Here is a 19,026-nt window from a genome sequence, read left to right as displayed (position 1 = left end):
CCGCAAATCCCCCAAAGGTTGGCAACCTCGCCCCAGCAACGGATAATGTTCAGTTTTTCCACCTGCGCATCGAAGCGCCGCCGCGCTTGCGGTCGAAAGAGAAGCCCATGAAAGACACCATTCGCCAGCTGCTCCAGCAAGCCCTCACCCAACTCGTCACCGACGGTGTGCTGCCTGAAGGGCTGACGCCGGCGATCCAGGTGGAGAACGCCCGCGACAAGAAAAACGGCGACTTCGCCAGCAACATCGCCATGATGCTGGCCAAGCCAGCCGGCCTGAAGCCACGCGACCTCGCCGAGAAATTGATCGCCGCCCTGCCGGCCGACCCGCAGATCAGCAAGGTCGAAATCGCCGGCCCAGGCTTCCTCAACTTCTTCCAGAACACTCAGGCCCTGGCCTCGCGCCTGGACGCCGCACTGGCCGACGCCAAGCTCGGCGTGCACAAGGCCGGCCCGCTGCAGAAAGTGGTCATCGACCTGTCCGCGCCTAACCTGGCCAAGGAAATGCACGTCGGCCACCTGCGTTCGACCATCATCGGCGACGCCGTCGCCCGGGTGCTGGAGTTCCTCGGCGACACCGTCATCCGACAGAACCACGTCGGCGACTGGGGCACCCAGTTCGGCATGCTGATGGCCTACCTGCAGGAAAACCCGATCACCAGCGACGAGCTGTCGGACCTGGAAAACTTCTACCGCGCCGCCAAGAAGCGCTTCGACGAATCCGAAACATTCGCCGACCGTGCCCGCGGCCTGGTGGTCAAGCTGCAAGCCGGCGACGAGGAATGCCTGAAGCTGTGGACCCGCTTCAAGGACATCTCGCTGTCGCACTGCCAGAAGACCTATGAACTGCTCAACGTCAAACTGACCATGGCCGACGTGATGGGCGAAAGCGCCTACAACGACGACCTGGCCAACGTCATCGCCGACCTGAAAGCCAAGGGCCTGCTGGTCGAGAGCCAGGGTGCACAATGCGTGTTCCTCGAAGAGTTCAAGACGGCCGATGGCGAGCCACTGCCGGTCATCGTGCAGAAGGCCGACGGCGGTTACCTGTACGCCACCACCGACCTGGCCGCCGTGCGCTACCGCAGCAACGTGCTGAAAGCCGACCGTGTGCTGTACTTCGTCGACCAGCGCCAGGCCCTGCACTTCAACCAGGTGTTCGAAGTGGCTCGCCGCGCTGGCTTCGTCGGCCACCCGATGCAGATGGAGCACATGGGCTTCGGCACCATGAACGGCGCCGACGGCCGCCCGTTCAAGACCCGCGATGGCGGCACGGTGAAGCTGATCGACCTGCTCAACGAAGCCAAGGAACGCGCCTACACCCTGGTAAAAGAGAAGAACCCGCAGTTGCCCGACGAAGAACTGCGCAGCATCGGCCAGGTGGTCGGTATCGACGCGGTCAAGTACGCCGACCTGTCCAAGCACCGCACCAGCGATTACAGCTTCAACTTCGAGCTGATGCTGAACTTCGAAGGCAACACCGCGCCCTACCTGCTCTACGCCTACACCCGGGTGGCAGGCGTGTTCCGCAAGCTGGGCAAGGACTTCAGCGAAATCGACGGCCATATCGTGCTGGAGGCGGCGCAGGAACACGACCTGGCCGCGCGCCTGGCGCAGTTCGGCGAAGTGCTGAACAACGTAGCCGAGAAAGGCACCCCACACGTGCTGTGCAGCTACTTGTACGACGTGGCCGGGCTGTTCTCGAGCTTCTACGAAAACTGCCCGATCCTCTCCGCCGAGACGCCGGAGCAGCAGCAGAGCCGTCTGCGCCTGGCTGCACTGACCGCGCGCACCCTGAAACAGGGCCTGGAACTGCTGGGTCTGGAAACGCTGGAGCGCATGTAAGTTGGCTGCCAAGAAAAAACCTGCGCCCAAGCGCGGCGCAAGTCGCTATCAGGCACCTGAAAAGAAGCCGATCCCTGGCTGGCTGTGGCTGGCCATCGGCCTGAGCGTAGGTGCGTTCATCGTGTTCCTGATGAAACTCGAGCCGGGCCGCGACGAGGTCAAGCGCGAGAAGCCCGAGCAACAGCAGAAGGCCGAGAAGATCGCCGAGGCGAACAAGACGGCGCCGAGCCCGCAACAGCCAGTGAAGCCGAAGTACGACTTCTACACCTTGCTGCCGGAGTCGGAAGTGATCGTACCGCCCGAGGCGGTGCCGGAGAAAACCCCGCCGGTACCGGCGCAACCACCGGTAACCCCGGCTGAAGCGGCGAAGATCGACACGGCGCGGGCGCAAGCAGCACTGCTGGGACAAACCCCGCCACCGCCACCGGCGGTGATCAAGCCGGCGGCGACCACGCAGTTCTTCCTGCAGGCCGGTTCGTTCCGCAAGCAGGCCGATGCCGACAAGGTACGCGCACAGATCATCCTGCTCGGGCAGGCGGTGCAGGTGGAGTCGGGAACGGTAAAGGAAGAGACCTGGTACCGGGTGCTGGTCGGTCCGTTCAGCAACCGCGATCAACTGACCGTGGCGCAGAAGCAATTGGCTGGCAGTGGCTTCAGCAATCTGCTGCTGCAACAGCGGCAGATTCGCCAGTAGCAACAGGCTTCAGGGCCTCATCGCGGGACCCGCCCGCTCCCACAGTGGGTGGGCCGCGATGAGGCAATCAGCTGGGTGTCAGAAGCGCCGCTGCGCGTTGGTCAGCGAGACCTGGCTGTTCAGTGTCCAGAAGTCATACAGCACGCCCACCAGGAACAAGCCACCAGTCAGCAGATAGATCACCCCGCTGATCCACTTGCCCTGGTACATCCGGTGCAAGCCGAAAATCCCCAGGAACGTCAGCAGAATCCACGCCACGCTGTAGTCCACTGGCCCGGCATGGAAGCGCAGATCCGCCTCGCGATCCATCGCCGGGATCAGGAACAGGTCGATCAACCAGCCAATCCCCAGCAAGCCCAGGGTGAAGAACCAGAGCGTCCCGGTCACCGGCTTGCCGTAATAGAACCGGTGCGCCCCGGTAAAGCCGAAAATCCACAGCAGATACCCCACTACCTTGCTGTGCGTGTCCTGACGACCGCCTTCCTGCTGATAACTGTTCATTCATAGCCTCGCGAGCTTAGTGAAAAATTTTCTAAGAAAAGTTGTGACTTTTCTGCGTCTACCCGACGTATGGTGTGCGCGCAATCGACCAACGGATCAGAAATTGATCAAAAAGCTGTTATAAAGTTGCGCGCTTAACCAACAAGAGCCCTGCCTATGCGTCCCTTTTTCAAGACATGGCTGACTATTTGCCTATTATTGCCCCTGGCCGCCCACGCCACCAACCGTGAGCAACGTTTACCGACCGGCTTTTCCGGTTACACCGCCAATGCCACAGCGGTGCACTCGAACAACAGCACCCGCCCGAGCAGCAAGGTCACCCAGGCGACCCGGGCTCAACACAACCGCAAAGGCCATCAGCCGAGCCAACAGGTTGCCCTGATGCCCGCCAAGCAGAGCAGTGATGTGCTCAGCCGCGCCGTCAACGTCCTGGGCACCCCCTACCGTTGGGGCGGCAGCAGCCCGAGCAAGGGCTTCGACTGCAGCGGCCTGGTCAAGTATGCCTTCAACGATATCGATGAAGTCGACCTGCCCCGCACCTCCAATGCAATGGCCAGCGGCCAAGGCGTCAAAGTCGAGCAGAAAGACCTGAAACCCGGCGACCTGATCTTCTTCAACATCAAGAGCCGCCGGGTGAACCACGTTGCCATCTACCTGGGCAACGACCGGTTCATCCACGCACCACGCCGCGGCAAGCGGGTCAGCATCGACACGCTGAACAAGCCGTACTGGCAGAACCACTACGTGGTCGCCAAGCGCGTACTGCCCAAGGACCAGCAACAGCTGAACCTGGCCAAGCGCTAAAACGCCTCGGGTGAACGTGCGTTCGCCCGTGCGCAGTCCCGCCCGATCAAACCGCGCATCAGCAAGCCCTGCAGGCCACTGTCCAGGCTTTGCATACCCTGCGCCGCCCCCGTCTGCATCGCCGAGTACAGCTGCGCAACCTTGCCTTCGCGGATCAGGTTGCGCACGGCCGGCGTGCTCAGCAGAATCTCGTGCGCCGCCACTCGCCCTCCGCCCGGCTTGCCCAGCAGCACCTGCGACACCACCGCCTGCAGCGACTCGGCCAGCAGGCTGCGCACCAGCGGCTTTTCCTCGGCGGCAAACACATCGACGATGCGATCCACGGTTTTCGCCGCCGATGCCGTGTGCAGCGTGGCCAACACCAGGTGCCCGGTTTCGGCAGCGGTCAGCGCCAGGCGAATGGTCTGCGGATCGCGCAGCTCGCCGAGCATGATCACATCCGGGTCCTGGCGCAGCGCCGCGCGCAAGGCGTCGGCAAAGCTGCGGCTGTGCCGGCCGATCTCGCGCTGGCTGATCTGGCTGCGCAGCGGGCTGTGGATAAATTCGATCGGGTCTTCCAGGGTAAGAATGTGCAGTGCGCGCTGACGGTTCAGCTGATCGATCAACGCCGCCAGGGTGGTCGACTTGCCCGAGCCGGTCGGCCCGGTTACCAGCACCAGCCCGGCCGGCAACTCGGCAAGCCGCTGGAACACCTCGCCCAGCCCCAGCTCGGCGAGGCTCGCGACCCGCTCGGGAATCAGCCGCAGGATCGCTGCCGGCCCGTGCAACTGCTCGAACGCATTGACCCGAAAGCGCCCCAGGCCGGGTACGGCGAGGGAAAAATCCAGATCCTGTAGCGTTTCGAAATCCTTTTGTTGGCGCTCGCTCATGATCTGACCGAGCATTTCGCGCAACTGCGCCGCCTGGAGCGGCGCCAGCTCCAGGCGTTGCATCTGGCCATCACGGCGGATCAGCGGCGTGCAGCCAGCCGCCAGGTGCAGATCGGAAGCGCTCTCCCTGAGCGCCAGGGCCATCAGCCCGGTCATATCCATAGAGACTCCCCAAACCCCGCCAAGCAGGTAGAATGCCGCAGACCCGAAGACCCGCTGGCAGCGATCAATGTCCACCATAGCAGACAACCTTTCCGCGCTATTCCAGCGCATCGGCAGCGCCGCTCAGGCCGCCGGGCGCGATCCGGCAAGCATCCAGCTACTGGCTGTAAGCAAGACCAAACCGGCCGCTGCCGTACGTGAGGCGTATGCCGCCGGCGTCCGCGACGTGGGCGAGAACTACTTGCAGGAAGCCCTGGCCAAGCAGCTGGAGTTGGCCGACCTGCCCTTGACCTGGCACTTCATCGGCCCCATTCAGTCGAACAAGACTCGCGCCATCGCCGAGCATTTCGACTGGGTACATTCGGTGGACCGCCTGAAAATCGCACAACGCCTGTCCGAACAACGCCCGGCCAACCTGCCGCCGCTGAACCTGTGCCTGCAGGTCAACGTCAGTGGCGAGGCGAGCAAGTCCGGCTGCACCCCCGAAGCGCTACCGGCGCTGGCCGCTGCGGTAGCCGCCCTGCCCGGCCTGAAACTGCGCGGGCTGATGGCGATTCCCGAGCCGACCGAGGTGCGCGCCGCCCAGGATGCGGCCTTCGCCCGGGTGCGCGAACTGCAAGCGAGCCTGGGCCTGGACCTCGACACCTTGTCCATGGGCATGAGCCACGACCTGGAAAGCGCCATCGCCCAGGGCGCGACCTGGGTACGCATCGGCACCGCGCTGTTTGGTGCCCGCGACTATGGTCAGCCATGACCCCATGCCCTTTTCACCTTCTTCAACCAAGGACCTGACATGAGCAAGACTCGTATTGCCTTTATCGGCGCCGGCAACATGGCCGCCAGCCTGATCGGCGGCCTGCGTGCCCAGGGCCTGGAAGCCGCGCAGATCCGCGCCAGCGACCCGGGTGCCGAGCAACGCGCGAAGATCCACGCCGAACACGGCATCGCTATGTTCGAACACAACGCCGACGCAATCGAAGGCGCCGACGTGGTGGTGCTGGCCGTCAAGCCGCAGGCCATGAAAGCCGTGTGCGAAGCACTCAAGCCAAGCCTCAAGCCCGAGCAACTGATCGTGTCGATTGCCGCCGGGATCACCTGCCAGAGCATGAACGCCTGGCTCGGTGCCCAGCCGATCGTGCGCTGCATGCCCAACACCCCGGCGCTGCTGCGCCAGGGCGTCAGCGGCCTGTACGCCACCGCCCAGGTCAGCGCCGCCCAGCGCACGCAGGCCGAGCAACTGCTGTCGGCCGTGGGCATTGCCCTGTGGCTGGACGAAGAACAGCAACTGGACGCTGTCACTGCCGTTTCCGGCAGCGGCCCGGCGTACTTCTTCCTGCTGATCGAAGCCATGACCGCAGCCGGCGAAAAACTCGGCCTGCCGCGTGAAACCGCAGCCAAACTGACCCTGCAAACCGCCCTCGGCGCGGCGCACATGGCCGTCAGCAGCGATGTCGACGCAGCCGAACTGCGCCGCCGGGTGACCTCGCCGGCCGGCACCACGGAAGCGGCGATCAAGTCGTTCCAGGCCGATGGTTTCGAAGCGCTGGTGGAAAAAGCGCTGGGCGCTGCGGCGCACCGCTCGGCCGAGATGGCCGAACAACTGGGCAACTAAGGAGCCGAACATGATCGGACTGAACACCGCTGCCATCTACATCCTGCAAACCATTGGCAGCCTTTACCTGCTGATCATCATGCTGCGCTTCATCCTGCAGCTGGTGCGCGCCGACTTCTACAACCCGCTCAGCCAGTTCGCGGTCAAGGCTACCCAGCCGCTGCTCAAGCCGATGCGCCGGATCGTGCCAAGCCTGTTCGGCCTGGACATGTCTTCGCTGCTACTGGCGATCATCGTGCAACTGCTGCTGATGGGGCTGACCCTGCTGCTGGCCTATGGCACCACCGGCAACCCGCTGCAACTGCTGATCTGGTCGCTGATCGGGGTAACCGCGCTGTTCCTGAAAATCTTCTTCTACGCGCTGATCATCAGCGTGATCCTCTCCTGGGTCGCGCCGGGCAGCCACAACCCGGGGGCCGAGCTGATCAACCAGATCTGCGATCCGTTCCTGGCGCCGTTCCGCCGCATCCTGCCGAACCTCGGCGGGCTGGACATCTCGCCGATCCTGGCATTCATGGCGCTGAAGCTGATCGACATGCTGGTGATCAACAACCTGGCCGCCATGACCGCGATGCCGGAAATCCTGCGCTTGCTGGTCTGATCGAGGGGGTTGCTTGGCAACCCTATCGCGGGACGAGCCCGCTCCCACAGAGGCATCGGCAATCTCCTGTGGGAGCGGGCTCGTCCCGCGATGCTTTTCTTGCCGCCCACTCCCGTGGTCTTTAGACTTACGCCTCATTTAAGCGTGAGCAGGGTCGATGTCCACTGTCTTTCCCGAAGATTCGGTCGGTCTGGTAACACCGCAACTGGCACAGTTCGATGAACCCCTGGCGCTCGCCTGCGGCCGTTCGCTGAACGCCTACCAACTTGTCTACGAAACCTACGGCACGCTCAACAGCAGTGCGAGCAACGCCGTGCTGATCTGCCACGCGCTGTCCGGGCATCACCATGCCGCCGGCTACCACAGCGTCGACGATCGCAAGCCCGGTTGGTGGGACAGTTGCATCGGCCCCGGCAAGCCGATCGACACCAATCGCTTCTTCGTGGTCAGCCTGAACAACCTCGGCGGCTGCAACGGCAGCACCGGCCCGAGCAGCCTCAACCCGGCCACCGGCAAGCCCTACGGCGCCGACTTCCCGGTGCTCACCGTGGAAGACTGGGTGCACAGCCAGGCCCGCCTGGCCGATCGCCTCGGCATCGGCCAGTGGGCCGCCATCGTTGGCGGCAGCCTGGGCGGCATGCAGGCCCTGCAATGGACCATCACCTACCCGGACCGCGTGCGTCACTGCCTGGACATCGCCTCGGCGCCCAAGCTCTCGGCACAGAACATCGCATTCAACGAGGTGGCCCGCCAAGCCATCCTCACCGACCCGGAATTCCACGGCGGTTCGTTCCAGGACCAGGGCGTGATCCCCAAGCGCGGCCTGATGCTGGCGCGCATGGTCGGCCATATCACTTACCTGTCCGACGACTCGATGGGCGAGAAATTCGGCCGCGAGCTCAAGAGCGACAAGCTCAACTACGATTTCCACAGCGTCGAGTTCCAGGTCGAAAGCTACCTGCGTTACCAGGGAGAGGAGTTCTCCGGGCGCTTCGACGCCAACACCTACCTGCTGATGACCAAGGCGCTGGACTACTTCGACCCGGCAGCCGCCCACGGTGGCGACCTGGCCGCGACCCTGGCCCACGTCAGCGCCGACTACTGCGTGATGTCGTTCACCACCGACTGGCGCTTCTCGCCGGCGCGCTCGCGGGAGATCGTCGATGCGCTGATCGCCGCGCGCAAGAACGTCTGCTACCTGGATATCGATTCGCCCTATGGCCACGATGCCTTCCTGATCCCAACCCCGCGTTACATACAGGGTTTCACGAACTACATGAACCGCATCGTCTGCTGAGGACCCCATGAGAGCCGACCTGGAAATCATCCAAGACTGGATCCCCGCCGGCAGCCGGGTACTCGACCTCGGTTGCGGTAACGGCGAGTTGCTCGCCTCCCTGCGCGACACCAAGCAGGTGACCGGCTACGGCCTGGAAATCGACGCCGACAACATTGCCCAGTGCGTGGCCAAGGGCGTCAACGTCATCGAGCAGGACCTCGACAAGGGCCTGGGCAACTTCGCCAGCAACAGTTTCGACGTGGTGGTCATGACCCAGGCCCTGCAGGCCGTGGAATACCCTGACCGGATCCTCGACGAAATGCTGCGCGTGGGCCGCCAGTGCATCATCACCTTCCCCAACTTCGGCCACTGGCGGTGCCGCTGGTACCTCGCGACCAAGGGTCGCATGCCGGTTTCCGACTTCATGCCGTATACCTGGTACAACACGCCGAACATCCACTTCTGCACCTTCGAAGACTTCGAGGCGCTGTGCAGCGAACGCCGCGCCCAGGTGCTCGACCGTCTGGCGGTCGACCACTTGCACCGCCACGGGTGGGCGAGCAGGCTATGGCCTAATCTTCTGGGTGAAATCGGCATTTATCGCGTCAACAGCCCCGGCCTGCAGGACCACCAGGTCGCCGTGTAACCCACTCACTGGAGGATCGACCATGCGTCGCCTAGCCGCTTTACTGCTCAGCCTGTGCCTCACCGTCCCGGCCCTGGCGGCCGATGCCGCCAAACCCGAGCGCAAGGAGGTCTTCGGCGACGTGACCGTGCACTACAGCGCGTTCACCTCCAGCATGCTGCAACCGGATGTCGCCGCCGCCACCGGGCTGACCCGCAGCAAGAACCAGGGCGTGCTCAACATCGCCGTGCTCAAGGCCAACAAGCCGAGCATGGCAGTGGTCAGCGGCTCGGTGAAGGACCTCACCGGGCGCGAGAACCCGCTGTCGTTCAAACAGATCACCGATCAGGGCGCGATCTACTACATCGCCCAGTACAAGATCGAGCAGCCGGAAACCTTCACCTTCAAGGTGAACGTGGAAACCGGCGGTACTACCAACAGCTTCAGCTTCAACCAGGAAGTGTTCCCAGGCGAATGATGAAATTCCAAGAGCTCGTATTGGCCAGCCATAACGCCGGCAAACTCAAGGAACTGCAGGCCATGCTCGGCGACACCGTGCAACTGCGTTCCATCGGCGAATTCAGCAGCGTGGAGCCGGAAGAGACCGGCCTGTCGTTTGTCGAAAACGCCATCCTCAAGGCGCGCAATGCCGCGCGTATCTCCGGGCTGCCGGCGCTGGCCGACGACTCGGGGCTGGCGGTGGACTTCCTCGGCGGTGCACCGGGCATCTACTCGGCCCGTTACGCCGACGGCCAGGGCGACGCAGCGAACAACGCCAAGCTGCTCGACGCGCTCAAGGACGTCCCGGCCGAACAGCGCGGTGCGCAGTTCGTCTGCGTGCTGGCGCTGGTGCGACATGCCGACGACCCGCTGCCGATCCTCTGTGAAGGGCTCTGGCACGGACGCATCCTCACCCAGGCCAGCGGTGATCACGGCTTTGGCTACGACCCGCTGTTCTGGGTGCCGGAGCGCGACTGTTCGAGCGCCGAGCTGGCTCCGGCCGAGAAGAACCTGCTGAGCCATCGTGCACGCGCCATGCACCTGTTGCGCCAACGCCTGGGCCTGGCATGACCGATCGTTCGCCGGCACAGCCACTGCATCTGGGCGAGGCTGGCTTTACCTCCCAGGCACCACGGGCGGCGTTGCCGCAACTGCCGCCCCTGGCGCTGTACATCCACATCCCGTGGTGCGTGCGCAAATGCCCGTATTGCGACTTCAACTCCCACGCCGCCACCCCCGAACTGCCGGAAGAGGCCTACGTCGACGCCCTGCTCGCCGACCTCGACCAGGAGCTGCCGGCGGTGTACGGTCGGCCGATCAGCTCGATCTTCTTCGGGGGCGGCACCCCGAGCCTGTTCAGCGCCCGTGCACTGGGCCGCCTGCTGGCGGGCGTCGAGCAACGGATTCCGTTCGCCGCCGACATCGAGATTACCCTGGAAGCCAACCCGGGCACCTTCGAGCAGGAGAAGTTCAAGGCTTACCGGCAACTGGGCATCAATCGCCTGTCGATTGGCGTGCAGAGCTTCCAGCAGGCCAAGCTCGACGCACTGGGGCGTATCCACAATGGCGACGAAGCCGTGCGCGCCGCCGGTATGGCACGGGCGGCCGGGTTCGACAACTTCAACCTCGACCTGATGCACGGCCTGCCCGAGCAGTCGCTGGACGACGCCCTCGGCGACCTGCAACAGGCCATCGACCTAGGCCCGACGCACCTGTCCTGGTACCAGTTGACCCTGGAGCCGAACACGGTGTTCTGGAACCAGCCACCGCTGCTGCCCGAGGACGACATTCTCTGGGACATCCAGGAAGCCGGCCAGGCGCTGTTGGCGCGCAACGGCTTCAGCCAGTACGAAGTCTCGGCCTATGCCCAACCGAACAAGGCCGCGCGGCATAACCTGAACTATTGGAGCTTCGGCGACTTCATCGGCATCGGAGCCGGTGCCCACGGCAAGCTCAGCCACCCGGACGGGCGCATCCTGCGCACCTGGAAAACCCGCCTGCCAAAGGACTACCTGAACCCGGCCAAGAGCTACCAGGCCGGCGAGAAGCTATTGCCGCTGGACGAGCTACCCTTCGAGTTCCTGATGAACGCCCTGCGCCTGACCCAAGGCGTCGAGGCGCGGCTGTTCAGCGAGCGCACCGGCTTGCCGCTGGAGCAGTTGCTGGCGGCACGGCGCGAGGCCGAACAAAAGGGCCTTTTGCAGGTCGAACCGACGCGACTGGTGGCAACCGCACGCGGACAGTTGTTCCTCAACGACCTGCTGCAGTACTTCTTGACCTAAGGATTACGAATGGATTTGGTACTCGACCTGCTCTCGACCGTCTCGCGCTGGAGCCGTGGCAACCTGTCGGAGATCTCGCTAGCACTGGTGGGCTGTTTGCTGGTGCTGTTCGGCACCGACCTGAAGGGCTGGGTAGAGCAACGCCTGGGCAACATCGCCGGCGCCTTGCGCGTGCCGCTGATGGCCTTGCTGGTGCTGATCGGCAGCGGTGCGGCGCTGATCTATGCCACGCCGTGGGTGGTGAAGGGGCTGGGCCAGTTCAACAACTATGCGCTGGCGCCGGTACTGCTGGTGGTGCTGGTGCTGCTCGGGGTGGTCGCCGATCGGCGCTGACGACCAAAAGCAATCGCGGGACGAGCCGGCTCGTCCCGCGATGCTGTTTAGGCCAGTGTCTCGAACTTCAGATCCCACACCCCATGCCCGAGCCGCTCACCGCGACGCTCGAACTTGGTGATCGGCCGCTCGGCCGGGCGCGGCACACATTTGCCGTCTTCGGCCAGGTTGCGATAACCCGGTGCCACGTTCATCACTTCCAGCATGTATTCGGCATACGGTTCCCAGTCGGTCGCCATATGGAACACCCCGCCCACCTTCAGCTTGCTGCGCACCAGCGCGGCGAACTCCGGCTGGACGATGCGGCGCTTGTGGTGACGGCTCTTGTGCCACGGATCGGGGAAGAACAGCATCAGCCGGTCCAGGCTATGGTCGGCCACGCACTTGTTCAGCACCTCGATGGCATCGCAGTCATACACCCGCAGGTTCTTCAGGCCCTGGGTCAGCACGCCATTGAGCAGCGCGCCGACACCCGGACGGTGCACTTCGACACCGATGAAGTCCTGCTCCGGCGCGGCGGCCGCCATTTCCAGCAGGGAATGGCCCATGCCGAAGCCGATTTCCAGGGTGCGTGGCGCCGAGCGGCCGAACACCTGGTCGTAATCCACCGGGCTCTCGGCCAGCGGCAGGATGAACAATGGCCCGCCCTGATCCAGGCCGCGCTGCTGGCCTTCGGTCATACGTCCGGCGCGCATCACGAAACTCTTGATGCGGCGGTGTTGGCGGTCTTCGCCTTCGGTGGAGATCGGCGGTTCTTGCGATTCAGTCATCAGAGGCTCTTACTTGATCAGACCATCCAGCGGCGACGAGGCGCTGGCATAGAGTTTTTTCGGCATACGGCCAGCCAGGTACGCCAGGCGCCCGGCGACAATGGCGTGTTTCATCGCTTCGGCCATCATGATCGGCTGCTGCGCGTGGGCAATCGCCGAGTTCATCAGCACCGCCTCGCAGCCCAGCTCCATGGCAATGGTGGCGTCGGAGGCGGTACCCACGCCTGCATCGACCAACACCGGTACCTTGGCTTCTTCGAGGATGATCTGCAGGTTGTACGGGTTGCAGATCCCCAGGCCAGTACCGATCAGGCCGGCCAGCGGCATGACTGCGATACAACCGATTTCGGCCAGTTGGCGGGCGATGATCGGGTCATCGCTGGTGTAGACCATCACGTCGAAACCGTCCTTGACCAGCACTTCGGCGGCCTTGAGGGTTTCGATCACGTTGGGGAACAGGGTTTTCTGGTCGGCCAGCACTTCCAGCTTCACCAGGTTGTGGCCATCGAGCAGTTCACGGGCCAGGCGGCAGGTGCGCACGGCCTCGACCGCGTCGTAGCAGCCCGCGGTGTTCGGCAGGATGGTGTAACGGTCTGGCGGCAGCACGTCGAGCAGGTTCGGCTCACCCGGGTTCTGACCGATGTTGGTCCGGCGCACGGCGACGGTGACGATTTCGGCACCCGAAGCCTCGATGGCCAGGCGGGTTTCTTCCAGGTCACGGTACTTGCCGGTACCCACCAGCAGGCGCGACTGGAAAGTACGACCGGCCAGGGTGAAGGGCTTGTCGCTACGAACGTTGCTCATCGGTAATCCTCTAGAAGGTTGAGGGACTTGCAGGTGAACCGCGAGGGCCTAGCCGCCGCCAATGGCGTGAACGACCTCGACCTGATCGCCATCGCGCAGGGCAGTCGCTTCGTGCTGGCTGCGCGGCACGATGTCCAGGTTCAGTTCGACCGCCACCCGGCGCCCGGCGAGCTCCAGCCGGTTCAGCAGGGCTGCGACGCTTTCGCCATCGGGCAGTTCGAAGGGTTCACCGTTCAATTGAATGCGCATGCGCACGGCCGCCATTATTTTTAGGGGCCCGCATTCTAGCCCCGATCAGTGCCCGAACCCAAGGCCAAGCAGCGCCATTCGTCTCGATCCGGACTCGCGGGTCAAGCCAAACGCCAGGCCGCGATACCCAGGCACAGCCAGCCGGCGAGGAATGCCAGGCCGCCAAACGGGGTGATGATGCCAAGCTTGCCGATGCCGCTGAGGATCAGCAGGTACAGGCTACCGGAAAACAGCACGATCCCCAGGCTGAACAGACCACCGGCCCAACCGATCAGCCGGCCTGGCAGGTGCACGCTGAGCACCGCCACACCCAGCAGGGCCAGGGCATGGACCAACTGGTAGGTGACCCCGGTGTGGAAGATCGCCAGGTACTCGCTGCTCAGGCGGCCCTTCAGGCCGTGGGCGGCGAAGGCGCCGAGGGCGACCCCGGTGAAACCGAAGAAGGCGGCGAGCATGAGGAAGCTGCGAAGCATGGGACAACTCCTGGTAGGGGGTCTGTATAATGGCCCGCTCATTCGTCGCGGCCAAGCCATCTCTATGCTGTCACTCCTGATCCGTCGCCTGTGTCGCGCCCTGCTCTGGTTTGCCGGCGCCAGCGTATTGCTGGTGTTGCTGTTTCGCTGGGTGCCACCGCCGGGCACCATGCTGATGGTCGAGCGCAAGGTCGAATCCTGGTTCGACGGCCAGCCGATCGACCTGCAGCGCGACTGGGAGCCGTGGGAGAACATCTCCGACGAACTGAAAGTGGCGGTGATTGCCGGCGAAGACCAGAAGTTCGCCGACCATTGGGGCTTCGACTTCACCGCGATCCAGGCGGCGCTGGCGCACAACGAGCGGGGCGGGACGATCCGTGGCGCCAGCACCTTGAGCCAGCAGGTAGCGAAGAACCAGTTCCTCTGGGCCGGGCGCAGTTGGCTGCGCAAGGGCCTGGAGGCCTGGTTTACCGCGCTGATCGAGCTGCTCTGGTCGAAAGAGCGAATTCTTGAGGTGTACCTGAACAGCGCCGAGTGGGACGACGGGGTGTTTGGTGCACAGGCGGCGGCGCGGCATCACTTTGGTACCGATGCCAGCGCGCTCAGCCGCCAACAGGCCAGTTTGCTCGCCGCCGTGCTGCCGAACCCGCGCAACTGGAGTGCCAGCCAGCCCAGCAGCTATGTGGCACGCCGTGCCGGGTGGATCCGCCAGCAGATGCGCCAGTTGGGCGGCAGTGGCTATCTGGAGCAGTTGGAGGGGACGCGCAAGGCACCCTGGGCGAATTGAGCGTCCTATCACCGGCAAGGCCGGCTCCCACAGGGCCTGCCGCCAACCGCCAGATATGAAAAAGCCCCGCCGAGCGGGGCTTTTTTTGGGCTCCCGTGGTGGGAGCCGGTATTGCCGGCGATGCGGTTAAACCGTAATCAAGGCTTTCACCTTGTTCATCGCATTCTTCTCCAGCTGGCGAATCCGCTCTGCCGACACGCTGTACTTGGCCGCCAGGTCGTGCAGGGTGGCTTTCTCTTCCGCCAGCCAGCGCTGGTAGAGAATGTCACGGCTACGGTCGTCCAGCCCCTGCAAGGCCTCATGCAGGTTGCTTGAGGAGTTGTCGCTCCAGTCGGCATCCTCCAACTGCAAGGCCGGGTCGTAACGGTGGTCTTCCAGGTAGTTGGCCGGCGACTGGAAGGCGCTGTCGTCGTCCGCCTCTGCGGCCGGGTCGAACGCCATGTCCTGACCGGTCAGGCGGCTTTCCATCTCGCGCACTTCACGCGGCTCCACACCCAGGCTTTCGGCCACACGATGCACTTCATCGTTGTTCAGCCAAGCCAGACGTTTCTTCTGGCTACGCAGGTTGAAGAACAGCTTGCGCTGCGCCTTGGTGGTCGCAACCTTGACGATCCGCCAGTTGCGCAGGATGAACTCGTGAATCTCGGCCTTGATCCAGTGCACCGCGAAGGACACCAGGCGCACACCCATTTCCGGGTTGAAGCGCTTGACCGCTTTCATCAAGCCCACGTTACCTTCCTGAATCAGGTCGGCCTGAGCCAGCCCATAGCCGGAATAGCTACGGGCGATGTGTACAACAAAACGCAGGTGGGCGAGCACCATCTGCCGAGCCGCCCCAAGATCCTGCTCATAGTAGAGACTCTCGGCCAGTTCACGCTCCTGCTCGGGCGTCAGCAATGGAATGCTGTTGACCGTGTGCACATACGCCTCAAGGTTCGCACCCGGGACCAGCGCATAGGCAGGTTGCAACGAAGTGGTCATACGAAAAAACCTCCGACTCACTGAACTCATGCCCGTAGGCACTGCCAACATTGACCGGGAACCACGGAACAAGTTCCCTATAAAACCAAATACGTCAATACCAGCAAAAAGACACTATTATCGCGGGGCCAGCTCACTTAGATGGCGGGCCACTGCAATCCATGCACCGATATACCCCAACAGCACAGCTCCAAGCAAGAGCGACAGACCATCGGCACCTGGCACCCCGGCCAAGGCAAAATCGCTGCCATACAGCCCGGAAAGCCCGATAACCGCGTCGTTCAGCCAGTTCAGGCCAAACGCCAGTACCCCCCAGGAAAGCACCCCGGCACCCAGGCCGTAGAGCGCGCCCATGTAGAGGAAAGGCCGCCGTACGTAGCTGTCGGTCCCGCCCACCAGCTTGATCACTTCGATCTCGGTGCGGCGGTTCTCGATGTGTAGCCGAATTGTGTTACCAATTACCAACAGCAGCGCCGAGACCAGCAAAACAGTCAGGCCGAAGACGAAGCGGTCGCCCAGCTTGAGAATCGCTGCCAGGCGCTCGACCCAGACCAGATCCAGCTGAGCCAATTCTACCTTTGGCAGCTCGGCCAGACGTTGACGCAGCGCATCCAGCGCCGGCTTGTCGACTTCCGCCGGGGTCACCACCACCACACCGGGCAGCGGGTTGTCCGGCAACTCGCGCAGGGCTTCGCCCAGGCCAGATTGCTGCTGGAACGCTTCCAGTGCCTGCTCGCGGCTGACGTACTCGGCGTCGGCGACCCCCGGCAGACCCTTGATCTGATTGCGCAGCGCCTCGCCGTCCGGCGCGCTGGCGTCAAGCTTGAGGTACACCGAGATCTGCGCCGCACGCTGCCACGAGCCGCCCAGGCGCTCGACGTTGCTCAGCAGCAGCGACAGGCCCATCGGCAGGCTCAGGGCCACGGCCATGACCAGGCAGGTGAAGAAGCTGCCGATCGGCTGTTTGCCGAGCCGGCGCAGGCTGTCGATCAGGCTCGCGCGGTGGCTTTCGACCCAGGCGTTGAACAGCGTCTTGAAATCCGGGCCGTCGTCATCGTCGCCACGCTTCTTTTTTTGCTCCGGTTGCGGATCGGCGGCCTTTGGCGCCACCCGCTCGGAAACTTTGGGACTACGTGTTGCACTCATTGCCCGGCCTCCCCATCGCCAATCAAGCGGCCGCGCTGCAGGGTCAGCATCCGATGGCGCATGCGCGCAATCAGCGCCAGGTCATGACTGGCGATCAGTACGCTGGTGCCCAGGCGGTTGATATCTTCGAAAACCCCCATGATCTCCGCGGCCAGCCGCGGGTCGAGGTTACCGGTCGGTTCGTCGGCCAGCAGCAAGGCCGGACGGTGGACGATGGCGCGGGCAATACCGACACGCTGCTGCTGGCCGGTGGACAGGTCGCCGGGGAACAGCTGGGCCTTGTCCGACAGGGCCACGCGCTCCAGCGCCGAGTCGACGCGCTTGGCGATCTCGACCTTGGACAGGCCGAGGATCTGCAGCGGCAAGGCGACGTTGTTGAACACCGTGCGGTCGAACAGCAACTGATGGTTCTGGAACACCACGCCGATCTGCCGGCGCAGGAACGGGATCTGCGCATTGCTGATCTGCCCCAGGTCCTGCCCGGCCAGCAGCAGCTTGCCGCTGGTCGGCCGTTCCATCGCCAGCAGCAGGCGCAACAAGGTGCTCTTGCCGGCGCCGGAATGGCCGGTGACGAACAGGAATTCGCCCCGACGCACCCGAAAACTCAGTTCATGCAGGCCAACGTGGCCATTCGGATAGCGCTTGGCGACCTGTTCGAATCGAATCATGGATGCTCCCGCTCGGCAAACAGTGCCCGGACAAAGGGCTCGGCTTCAAAGGTGCGCAGGTCGTCGATCCCTTCGCCCACACCAATGTAGCGGATCGGCAGGCCGAACTGCTTGGCCAGCGCAAAGATCACCCCGCCCTTGGCGGTGCCGTCCAGCTTGGTCAGGGCCAGGCCAGTCAGCTCGACGCTCTGGTTGAAATGCTTGGCCTGGTTGATGGCGTTCTGCCCGGTACCGGCGTCGAGCACCAGCAGCACTTCGTGCGGGGCGTCGGCATCGAGCTTGCCGATCACCCGGCGAACCTTCTTCAACTCTTCCATCAGGTTGTCTTTGGTGTGCAGGCGACCGGCGGTATCGGCGATCAGCACATCGATGTTGCGAGCCTTGGCGGCCTGCACGGCATCGAAGATCACCGAGGCCGAGTCGGCACCGGTGTGCTGGGCGATGACCGGGATCTGGTTGCGCTCGCCCCACACCTGCAACTGCTCGACCGCAGCAGCGCGGAAGGTGTCGCCGGCAGCCAGCATGACTTTCTTGCCTTCCAGTTGCAGCTTCTTCGCCAGCTTGCCGATGGTGGTGGTCTTGCCGGCGCCGTTGACGCCGACCACGAGGATCACGAACGGCTTGCTCTGGGCCTGGATGCGCAGTGGCTGTTCGGCCGGCTTGAGCATGTCGGCGAGCTCGCCCTGCAGCGACTTGTACAGCGCGTCGCTGTCGGCCAGCTGCTTGCGTGCGACCTTCTGGGTCAGGCTCTGGACGATCACCGAGGTGGCCTCGACGCCGACGTCGGCGGTCAGCAGGCGGGTTTCGATCTCGTCGAGCAGGTCGTCGTCGATGGCCTTTTTGCCGAGGAACAGGCTGGCCATGCCCTCGCCGATGCTGGCGCTGGTCTTCGACAGGCCCTGCTTGAGGCGGGCGAAGAAGCCGGACTTGGCTTCTTCGTTGCGCGCCGGCACGGGCGCTTCTTCAACCACGGTTTCGGCCACGGGCGCTGCAACCACGGCCACTGGCGCGGGAACAGGCACCGGCGCTAGCACGGGGGCTGGCGCGACAGGCTCGGGGGCAACAGGGGCAGGTGCCAGTACGTCGGCCGGAGCCGGCGCTACCGCTACCGGGGCAACGTGTACCGGCTCGACCAGCGGCGGCGCGACGCGATCCGGGATCGCCGGAGGGGTGTGCGGTTCAAGGTCGGCGACCAGCGCCACCGGCTCTTCCGGCACCGGCAGGACCAGGTTGACGTGCTCGGGCTCAGGGGCAACCACCGGGGTCGCCGGCACGGCAACCGGGGCCGGCGCTGCTGGCTCGACGGCCAACGGCGGCGCTTCGACGACAACCGGGGCCACCTCGACAATCGGCGCAGCCACCACCGGCGGTTCTACCGAAACCGCTGCAACCGGCTCCGGCGCCGCAGGCGCTGGGGTTTCTGGCTGTTCGACCACCGGCTGCTGCGGCTTTTTGCGCAGCCAACCGAACAGGCCTTTCTTCTCACCGGCCGCGGCCGGCGTCTTTTTGTCGTCGTTGGAACCAAACATGGAAGACGGCTAT

At 64.1% G+C, this 19,026-nt stretch carries 22 protein-coding genes and 2 pseudogenes; 14 read left to right on the top strand and 10 right to left on the bottom strand.

Going from position 1 to position 19,026, the window contains the following annotated elements; all coding sequences use genetic code 11:
* Positions 1-107 precede the first annotated feature (107 nt).
* Positions 108-1,844, top strand: a complete 1,737-nt coding sequence (argS, locus tag DCO48_RS16270; RefSeq protein WP_116551638.1) for an arginine--tRNA ligase — start codon at positions 108-110, stop codon at positions 1,842-1,844.
* Position 1,845: 1 nt separating this feature from the next.
* Positions 1,846-2,538 (top strand): SPOR domain-containing protein, encoded by a 693-nt coding sequence (locus tag DCO48_RS16265; protein WP_116551637.1) that lies wholly within the window; start codon positions 1,846-1,848, stop codon positions 2,536-2,538.
* Between the two features lie 78 nt (positions 2,539-2,616).
* Here the strand turns inward: DCO48_RS16265 and DCO48_RS16260 are convergent, their stop codons facing one another.
* A complete protein-coding gene (locus DCO48_RS16260) occupies positions 2,617-3,039 on the bottom strand; it encodes a TM2 domain-containing protein (protein WP_116551636.1) in 423 nt (140 codons plus the stop codon).
* A gap of 156 nt (positions 3,040-3,195) precedes the next feature.
* Here DCO48_RS16260 and DCO48_RS23295 point away from each other — a divergent pair.
* Together DCO48_RS23295 and DCO48_RS16255 are read left to right on the top strand one after the other, a co-directional pair.
* Positions 3,196-3,313 (top strand): annotated as a pseudogene (locus tag DCO48_RS23295) (peptidase P60); the annotation flags it as partial.
* A gap of 98 nt (positions 3,314-3,411) precedes the next feature.
* Positions 3,412-3,843, top strand: a pseudogene (locus DCO48_RS16255) (C40 family peptidase); the annotation flags it as partial.
* Here the strand turns inward: DCO48_RS16255 and DCO48_RS16250 are convergent.
* Positions 3,840-4,874, bottom strand: coding sequence for a type IV pilus twitching motility protein PilT (locus DCO48_RS16250; protein ID WP_116551634.1), 1,035 nt, complete (start codon positions 4,872-4,874; stop codon positions 3,840-3,842). The pseudogene DCO48_RS16255 and the gene DCO48_RS16250 sit on opposite strands and share 4 nt — an antisense overlap.
* Before the next feature lie 67 nt (positions 4,875-4,941).
* Between DCO48_RS16250 and DCO48_RS16245 the strand changes: the two genes are divergently transcribed.
* From DCO48_RS16245 to DCO48_RS16205, 9 genes are all read left to right on the top strand, one after another.
* Positions 4,942-5,628 (top strand): YggS family pyridoxal phosphate-dependent enzyme, encoded by a 687-nt coding sequence (locus DCO48_RS16245; RefSeq protein ID WP_116551633.1) that lies wholly within the window; start codon positions 4,942-4,944, stop codon positions 5,626-5,628.
* A gap of 39 nt (positions 5,629-5,667) precedes the next feature.
* Complete coding sequence (proC, locus tag DCO48_RS16240) at positions 5,668-6,486, top strand: pyrroline-5-carboxylate reductase (RefSeq protein WP_116551632.1); 819 nt, start codon at positions 5,668-5,670, stop codon at positions 6,484-6,486.
* Positions 6,487-6,496: 10 nt separating this feature from the next.
* A complete protein-coding gene (locus DCO48_RS16235) occupies positions 6,497-7,087 on the top strand; it encodes a YggT family protein (protein ID WP_116551631.1) in 591 nt (196 codons plus the stop codon).
* Between the two features lie 157 nt (positions 7,088-7,244).
* Positions 7,245-8,384, top strand: coding sequence for a homoserine O-acetyltransferase (locus DCO48_RS16230; protein ID WP_116551630.1), 1,140 nt, complete (start codon positions 7,245-7,247; stop codon positions 8,382-8,384).
* A 7-nt stretch (positions 8,385-8,391) separates the two neighbouring features.
* Positions 8,392-9,012 (top strand): methionine biosynthesis protein MetW, encoded by a 621-nt coding sequence (gene metW, locus DCO48_RS16225; RefSeq protein WP_116551629.1) that lies wholly within the window; start codon positions 8,392-8,394, stop codon positions 9,010-9,012.
* Positions 9,013-9,034: 22 nt separating this feature from the next.
* Complete coding sequence (locus DCO48_RS16220) at positions 9,035-9,469, top strand: DUF4426 domain-containing protein (protein WP_116551628.1); 435 nt, start codon at positions 9,035-9,037, stop codon at positions 9,467-9,469.
* On the top strand, positions 9,466-10,062 hold the full coding sequence (rdgB, locus tag DCO48_RS16215) for an RdgB/HAM1 family non-canonical purine NTP pyrophosphatase (protein ID WP_116551627.1): 597 nt from the start codon (positions 9,466-9,468) through the stop codon (positions 10,060-10,062). The genes DCO48_RS16220 and rdgB overlap by 4 nt, the downstream gene beginning before the upstream one ends.
* Positions 10,059-11,273: a radical SAM family heme chaperone HemW gene (hemW, locus tag DCO48_RS16210; protein ID WP_116551626.1), complete on the top strand. Its 1,215-nt coding sequence runs from the start codon at positions 10,059-10,061 to the stop codon at positions 11,271-11,273. Before rdgB ends, hemW begins: the two co-directional genes overlap by 4 nt.
* A 9-nt stretch (positions 11,274-11,282) precedes the next feature.
* Positions 11,283-11,606, top strand: a complete 324-nt coding sequence (locus DCO48_RS16205) for a DUF3392 family protein (protein WP_116551625.1) — start codon at positions 11,283-11,285, stop codon at positions 11,604-11,606.
* 47 nt (positions 11,607-11,653) lie between these two features.
* Here DCO48_RS16205 and trmB read toward each other — a convergent pair whose 3' ends face one another.
* From trmB to DCO48_RS16185, 4 genes are all read right to left on the bottom strand, one after another.
* Positions 11,654-12,376, bottom strand: coding sequence for a tRNA (guanosine(46)-N7)-methyltransferase TrmB (gene trmB, locus DCO48_RS16200; protein ID WP_116551624.1), 723 nt, complete (start codon positions 12,374-12,376; stop codon positions 11,654-11,656).
* A gap of 9 nt (positions 12,377-12,385) precedes the next feature.
* Complete coding sequence (locus DCO48_RS16195) at positions 12,386-13,180, bottom strand: thiazole synthase (RefSeq protein ID WP_116551623.1); 795 nt, start codon at positions 13,178-13,180, stop codon at positions 12,386-12,388.
* A gap of 48 nt (positions 13,181-13,228) precedes the next feature.
* A complete protein-coding gene (thiS, locus tag DCO48_RS16190; RefSeq protein WP_116551641.1) occupies positions 13,229-13,429 on the bottom strand; it encodes a sulfur carrier protein ThiS in 201 nt (66 codons plus the stop codon).
* A gap of 101 nt (positions 13,430-13,530) precedes the next feature.
* Complete coding sequence (locus DCO48_RS16185) at positions 13,531-13,902, bottom strand: DUF423 domain-containing protein (RefSeq protein ID WP_116551622.1); 372 nt, start codon at positions 13,900-13,902, stop codon at positions 13,531-13,533.
* Positions 13,903-13,966: 64 nt separating this feature from the next.
* Between DCO48_RS16185 and mtgA the strand changes: the two genes are divergently transcribed.
* The gene (mtgA, locus tag DCO48_RS16180) at positions 13,967-14,689 is read left to right on the top strand and encodes a monofunctional biosynthetic peptidoglycan transglycosylase (RefSeq protein WP_256584084.1); all 723 of its coding nucleotides are present in this window, start codon (positions 13,967-13,969) and stop codon (positions 14,687-14,689) included.
* Positions 14,690-14,815: 126 nt separating this feature from the next.
* Here the strand turns inward: mtgA and rpoH are convergent, their stop codons facing one another.
* The 4 genes from rpoH to ftsY form a co-directional block, all read right to left on the bottom strand.
* A complete protein-coding gene (rpoH, locus tag DCO48_RS16175) occupies positions 14,816-15,670 on the bottom strand; it encodes an RNA polymerase sigma factor RpoH (protein WP_116551620.1) in 855 nt (284 codons plus the stop codon).
* A gap of 117 nt (positions 15,671-15,787) precedes the next feature.
* Entirely contained in the window at positions 15,788-16,816 is a 1,029-nt protein-coding gene (gene ftsX, locus DCO48_RS16170; RefSeq protein WP_116551619.1) for a permease-like cell division protein FtsX, read from the bottom strand.
* The gene (gene ftsE, locus DCO48_RS16165; RefSeq protein ID WP_116551618.1) at positions 16,813-17,484 is read right to left on the bottom strand and encodes a cell division ATP-binding protein FtsE; all 672 of its coding nucleotides are present in this window, start codon (positions 17,482-17,484) and stop codon (positions 16,813-16,815) included. Before ftsE ends, ftsX begins: the two co-directional genes overlap by 4 nt.
* Positions 17,481-19,013, bottom strand: a complete 1,533-nt coding sequence (gene ftsY, locus DCO48_RS16160; protein ID WP_116551617.1) for a signal recognition particle-docking protein FtsY — start codon at positions 19,011-19,013, stop codon at positions 17,481-17,483. The genes ftsE and ftsY overlap by 4 nt, the downstream gene beginning before the upstream one ends.
* Positions 19,014-19,026 lie beyond the last annotated feature (13 nt).

The sequence above is a fragment of the Pseudomonas sp. SDI genome, from assembly GCF_003105155.1.
Taxonomy (GTDB): Bacteria; Pseudomonadota; Gammaproteobacteria; order Pseudomonadales; family Pseudomonadaceae; genus Aquipseudomonas.
Note: the sequence above shows the minus strand (reverse complement) of the source record. Positions and strands in the feature narration are given on the sequence as shown.

Bases quoted from the DNA above. Each gene is read 5' to 3' on its own strand.
- ftsE (WP_116551618.1), bottom strand. From the start codon at position 17,484: ATGATTCGATTCGAACAGGTCGCCAAGCGCTATCCGAATGGCCACGTT.
- ftsY (WP_116551617.1), bottom strand. From the start codon at position 19,013: ATGTTTGGTTCCAACGACGACAAAAAGACGCCGGCCGCGGCCGGTGAG.
- argS (WP_116551638.1), top strand. From the start codon at position 108: ATGAAAGACACCATTCGCCAGCTGCTCCAGCAAGCCCTCACCCAACTC.
- proC (WP_116551632.1), top strand. From the start codon at position 5,668: ATGAGCAAGACTCGTATTGCCTTTATCGGCGCCGGCAACATGGCCGCC.
- DCO48_RS16220 (WP_116551628.1), top strand. From the start codon at position 9,035: ATGCGTCGCCTAGCCGCTTTACTGCTCAGCCTGTGCCTCACCGTCCCG.
- DCO48_RS16235 (WP_116551631.1), top strand. From the start codon at position 6,497: ATGATCGGACTGAACACCGCTGCCATCTACATCCTGCAAACCATTGGC.
- thiS (WP_116551641.1), bottom strand. From the start codon at position 13,429: ATGCGCATTCAATTGAACGGTGAACCCTTCGAACTGCCCGATGGCGAA.
- mtgA (WP_256584084.1), top strand. From the start codon at position 13,967: ATGCTGTCACTCCTGATCCGTCGCCTGTGTCGCGCCCTGCTCTGGTTT.
- DCO48_RS16250 (WP_116551634.1), bottom strand. From the start codon at position 4,874: ATGGATATGACCGGGCTGATGGCCCTGGCGCTCAGGGAGAGCGCTTCC.
- ftsX (WP_116551619.1), bottom strand. From the start codon at position 16,816: ATGAGTGCAACACGTAGTCCCAAAGTTTCCGAGCGGGTGGCGCCAAAG.
- DCO48_RS16205 (WP_116551625.1), top strand. From the start codon at position 11,283: ATGGATTTGGTACTCGACCTGCTCTCGACCGTCTCGCGCTGGAGCCGT.
- metW (WP_116551629.1), top strand. From the start codon at position 8,392: ATGAGAGCCGACCTGGAAATCATCCAAGACTGGATCCCCGCCGGCAGC.
- rdgB (WP_116551627.1), top strand. From the start codon at position 9,466: ATGATGAAATTCCAAGAGCTCGTATTGGCCAGCCATAACGCCGGCAAA.
- trmB (WP_116551624.1), bottom strand. From the start codon at position 12,376: ATGACTGAATCGCAAGAACCGCCGATCTCCACCGAAGGCGAAGACCGC.
- rpoH (WP_116551620.1), bottom strand. From the start codon at position 15,670: ATGACCACTTCGTTGCAACCTGCCTATGCGCTGGTCCCGGGTGCGAAC.
- hemW (WP_116551626.1), top strand. From the start codon at position 10,059: ATGACCGATCGTTCGCCGGCACAGCCACTGCATCTGGGCGAGGCTGGC.
- DCO48_RS16185 (WP_116551622.1), bottom strand. From the start codon at position 13,902: ATGCTTCGCAGCTTCCTCATGCTCGCCGCCTTCTTCGGTTTCACCGGG.
- DCO48_RS16195 (WP_116551623.1), bottom strand. From the start codon at position 13,180: ATGAGCAACGTTCGTAGCGACAAGCCCTTCACCCTGGCCGGTCGTACT.
- DCO48_RS16260 (WP_116551636.1), bottom strand. From the start codon at position 3,039: ATGAACAGTTATCAGCAGGAAGGCGGTCGTCAGGACACGCACAGCAAG.
- DCO48_RS16245 (WP_116551633.1), top strand. From the start codon at position 4,942: ATGTCCACCATAGCAGACAACCTTTCCGCGCTATTCCAGCGCATCGGC.
- DCO48_RS16230 (WP_116551630.1), top strand. From the start codon at position 7,245: ATGTCCACTGTCTTTCCCGAAGATTCGGTCGGTCTGGTAACACCGCAA.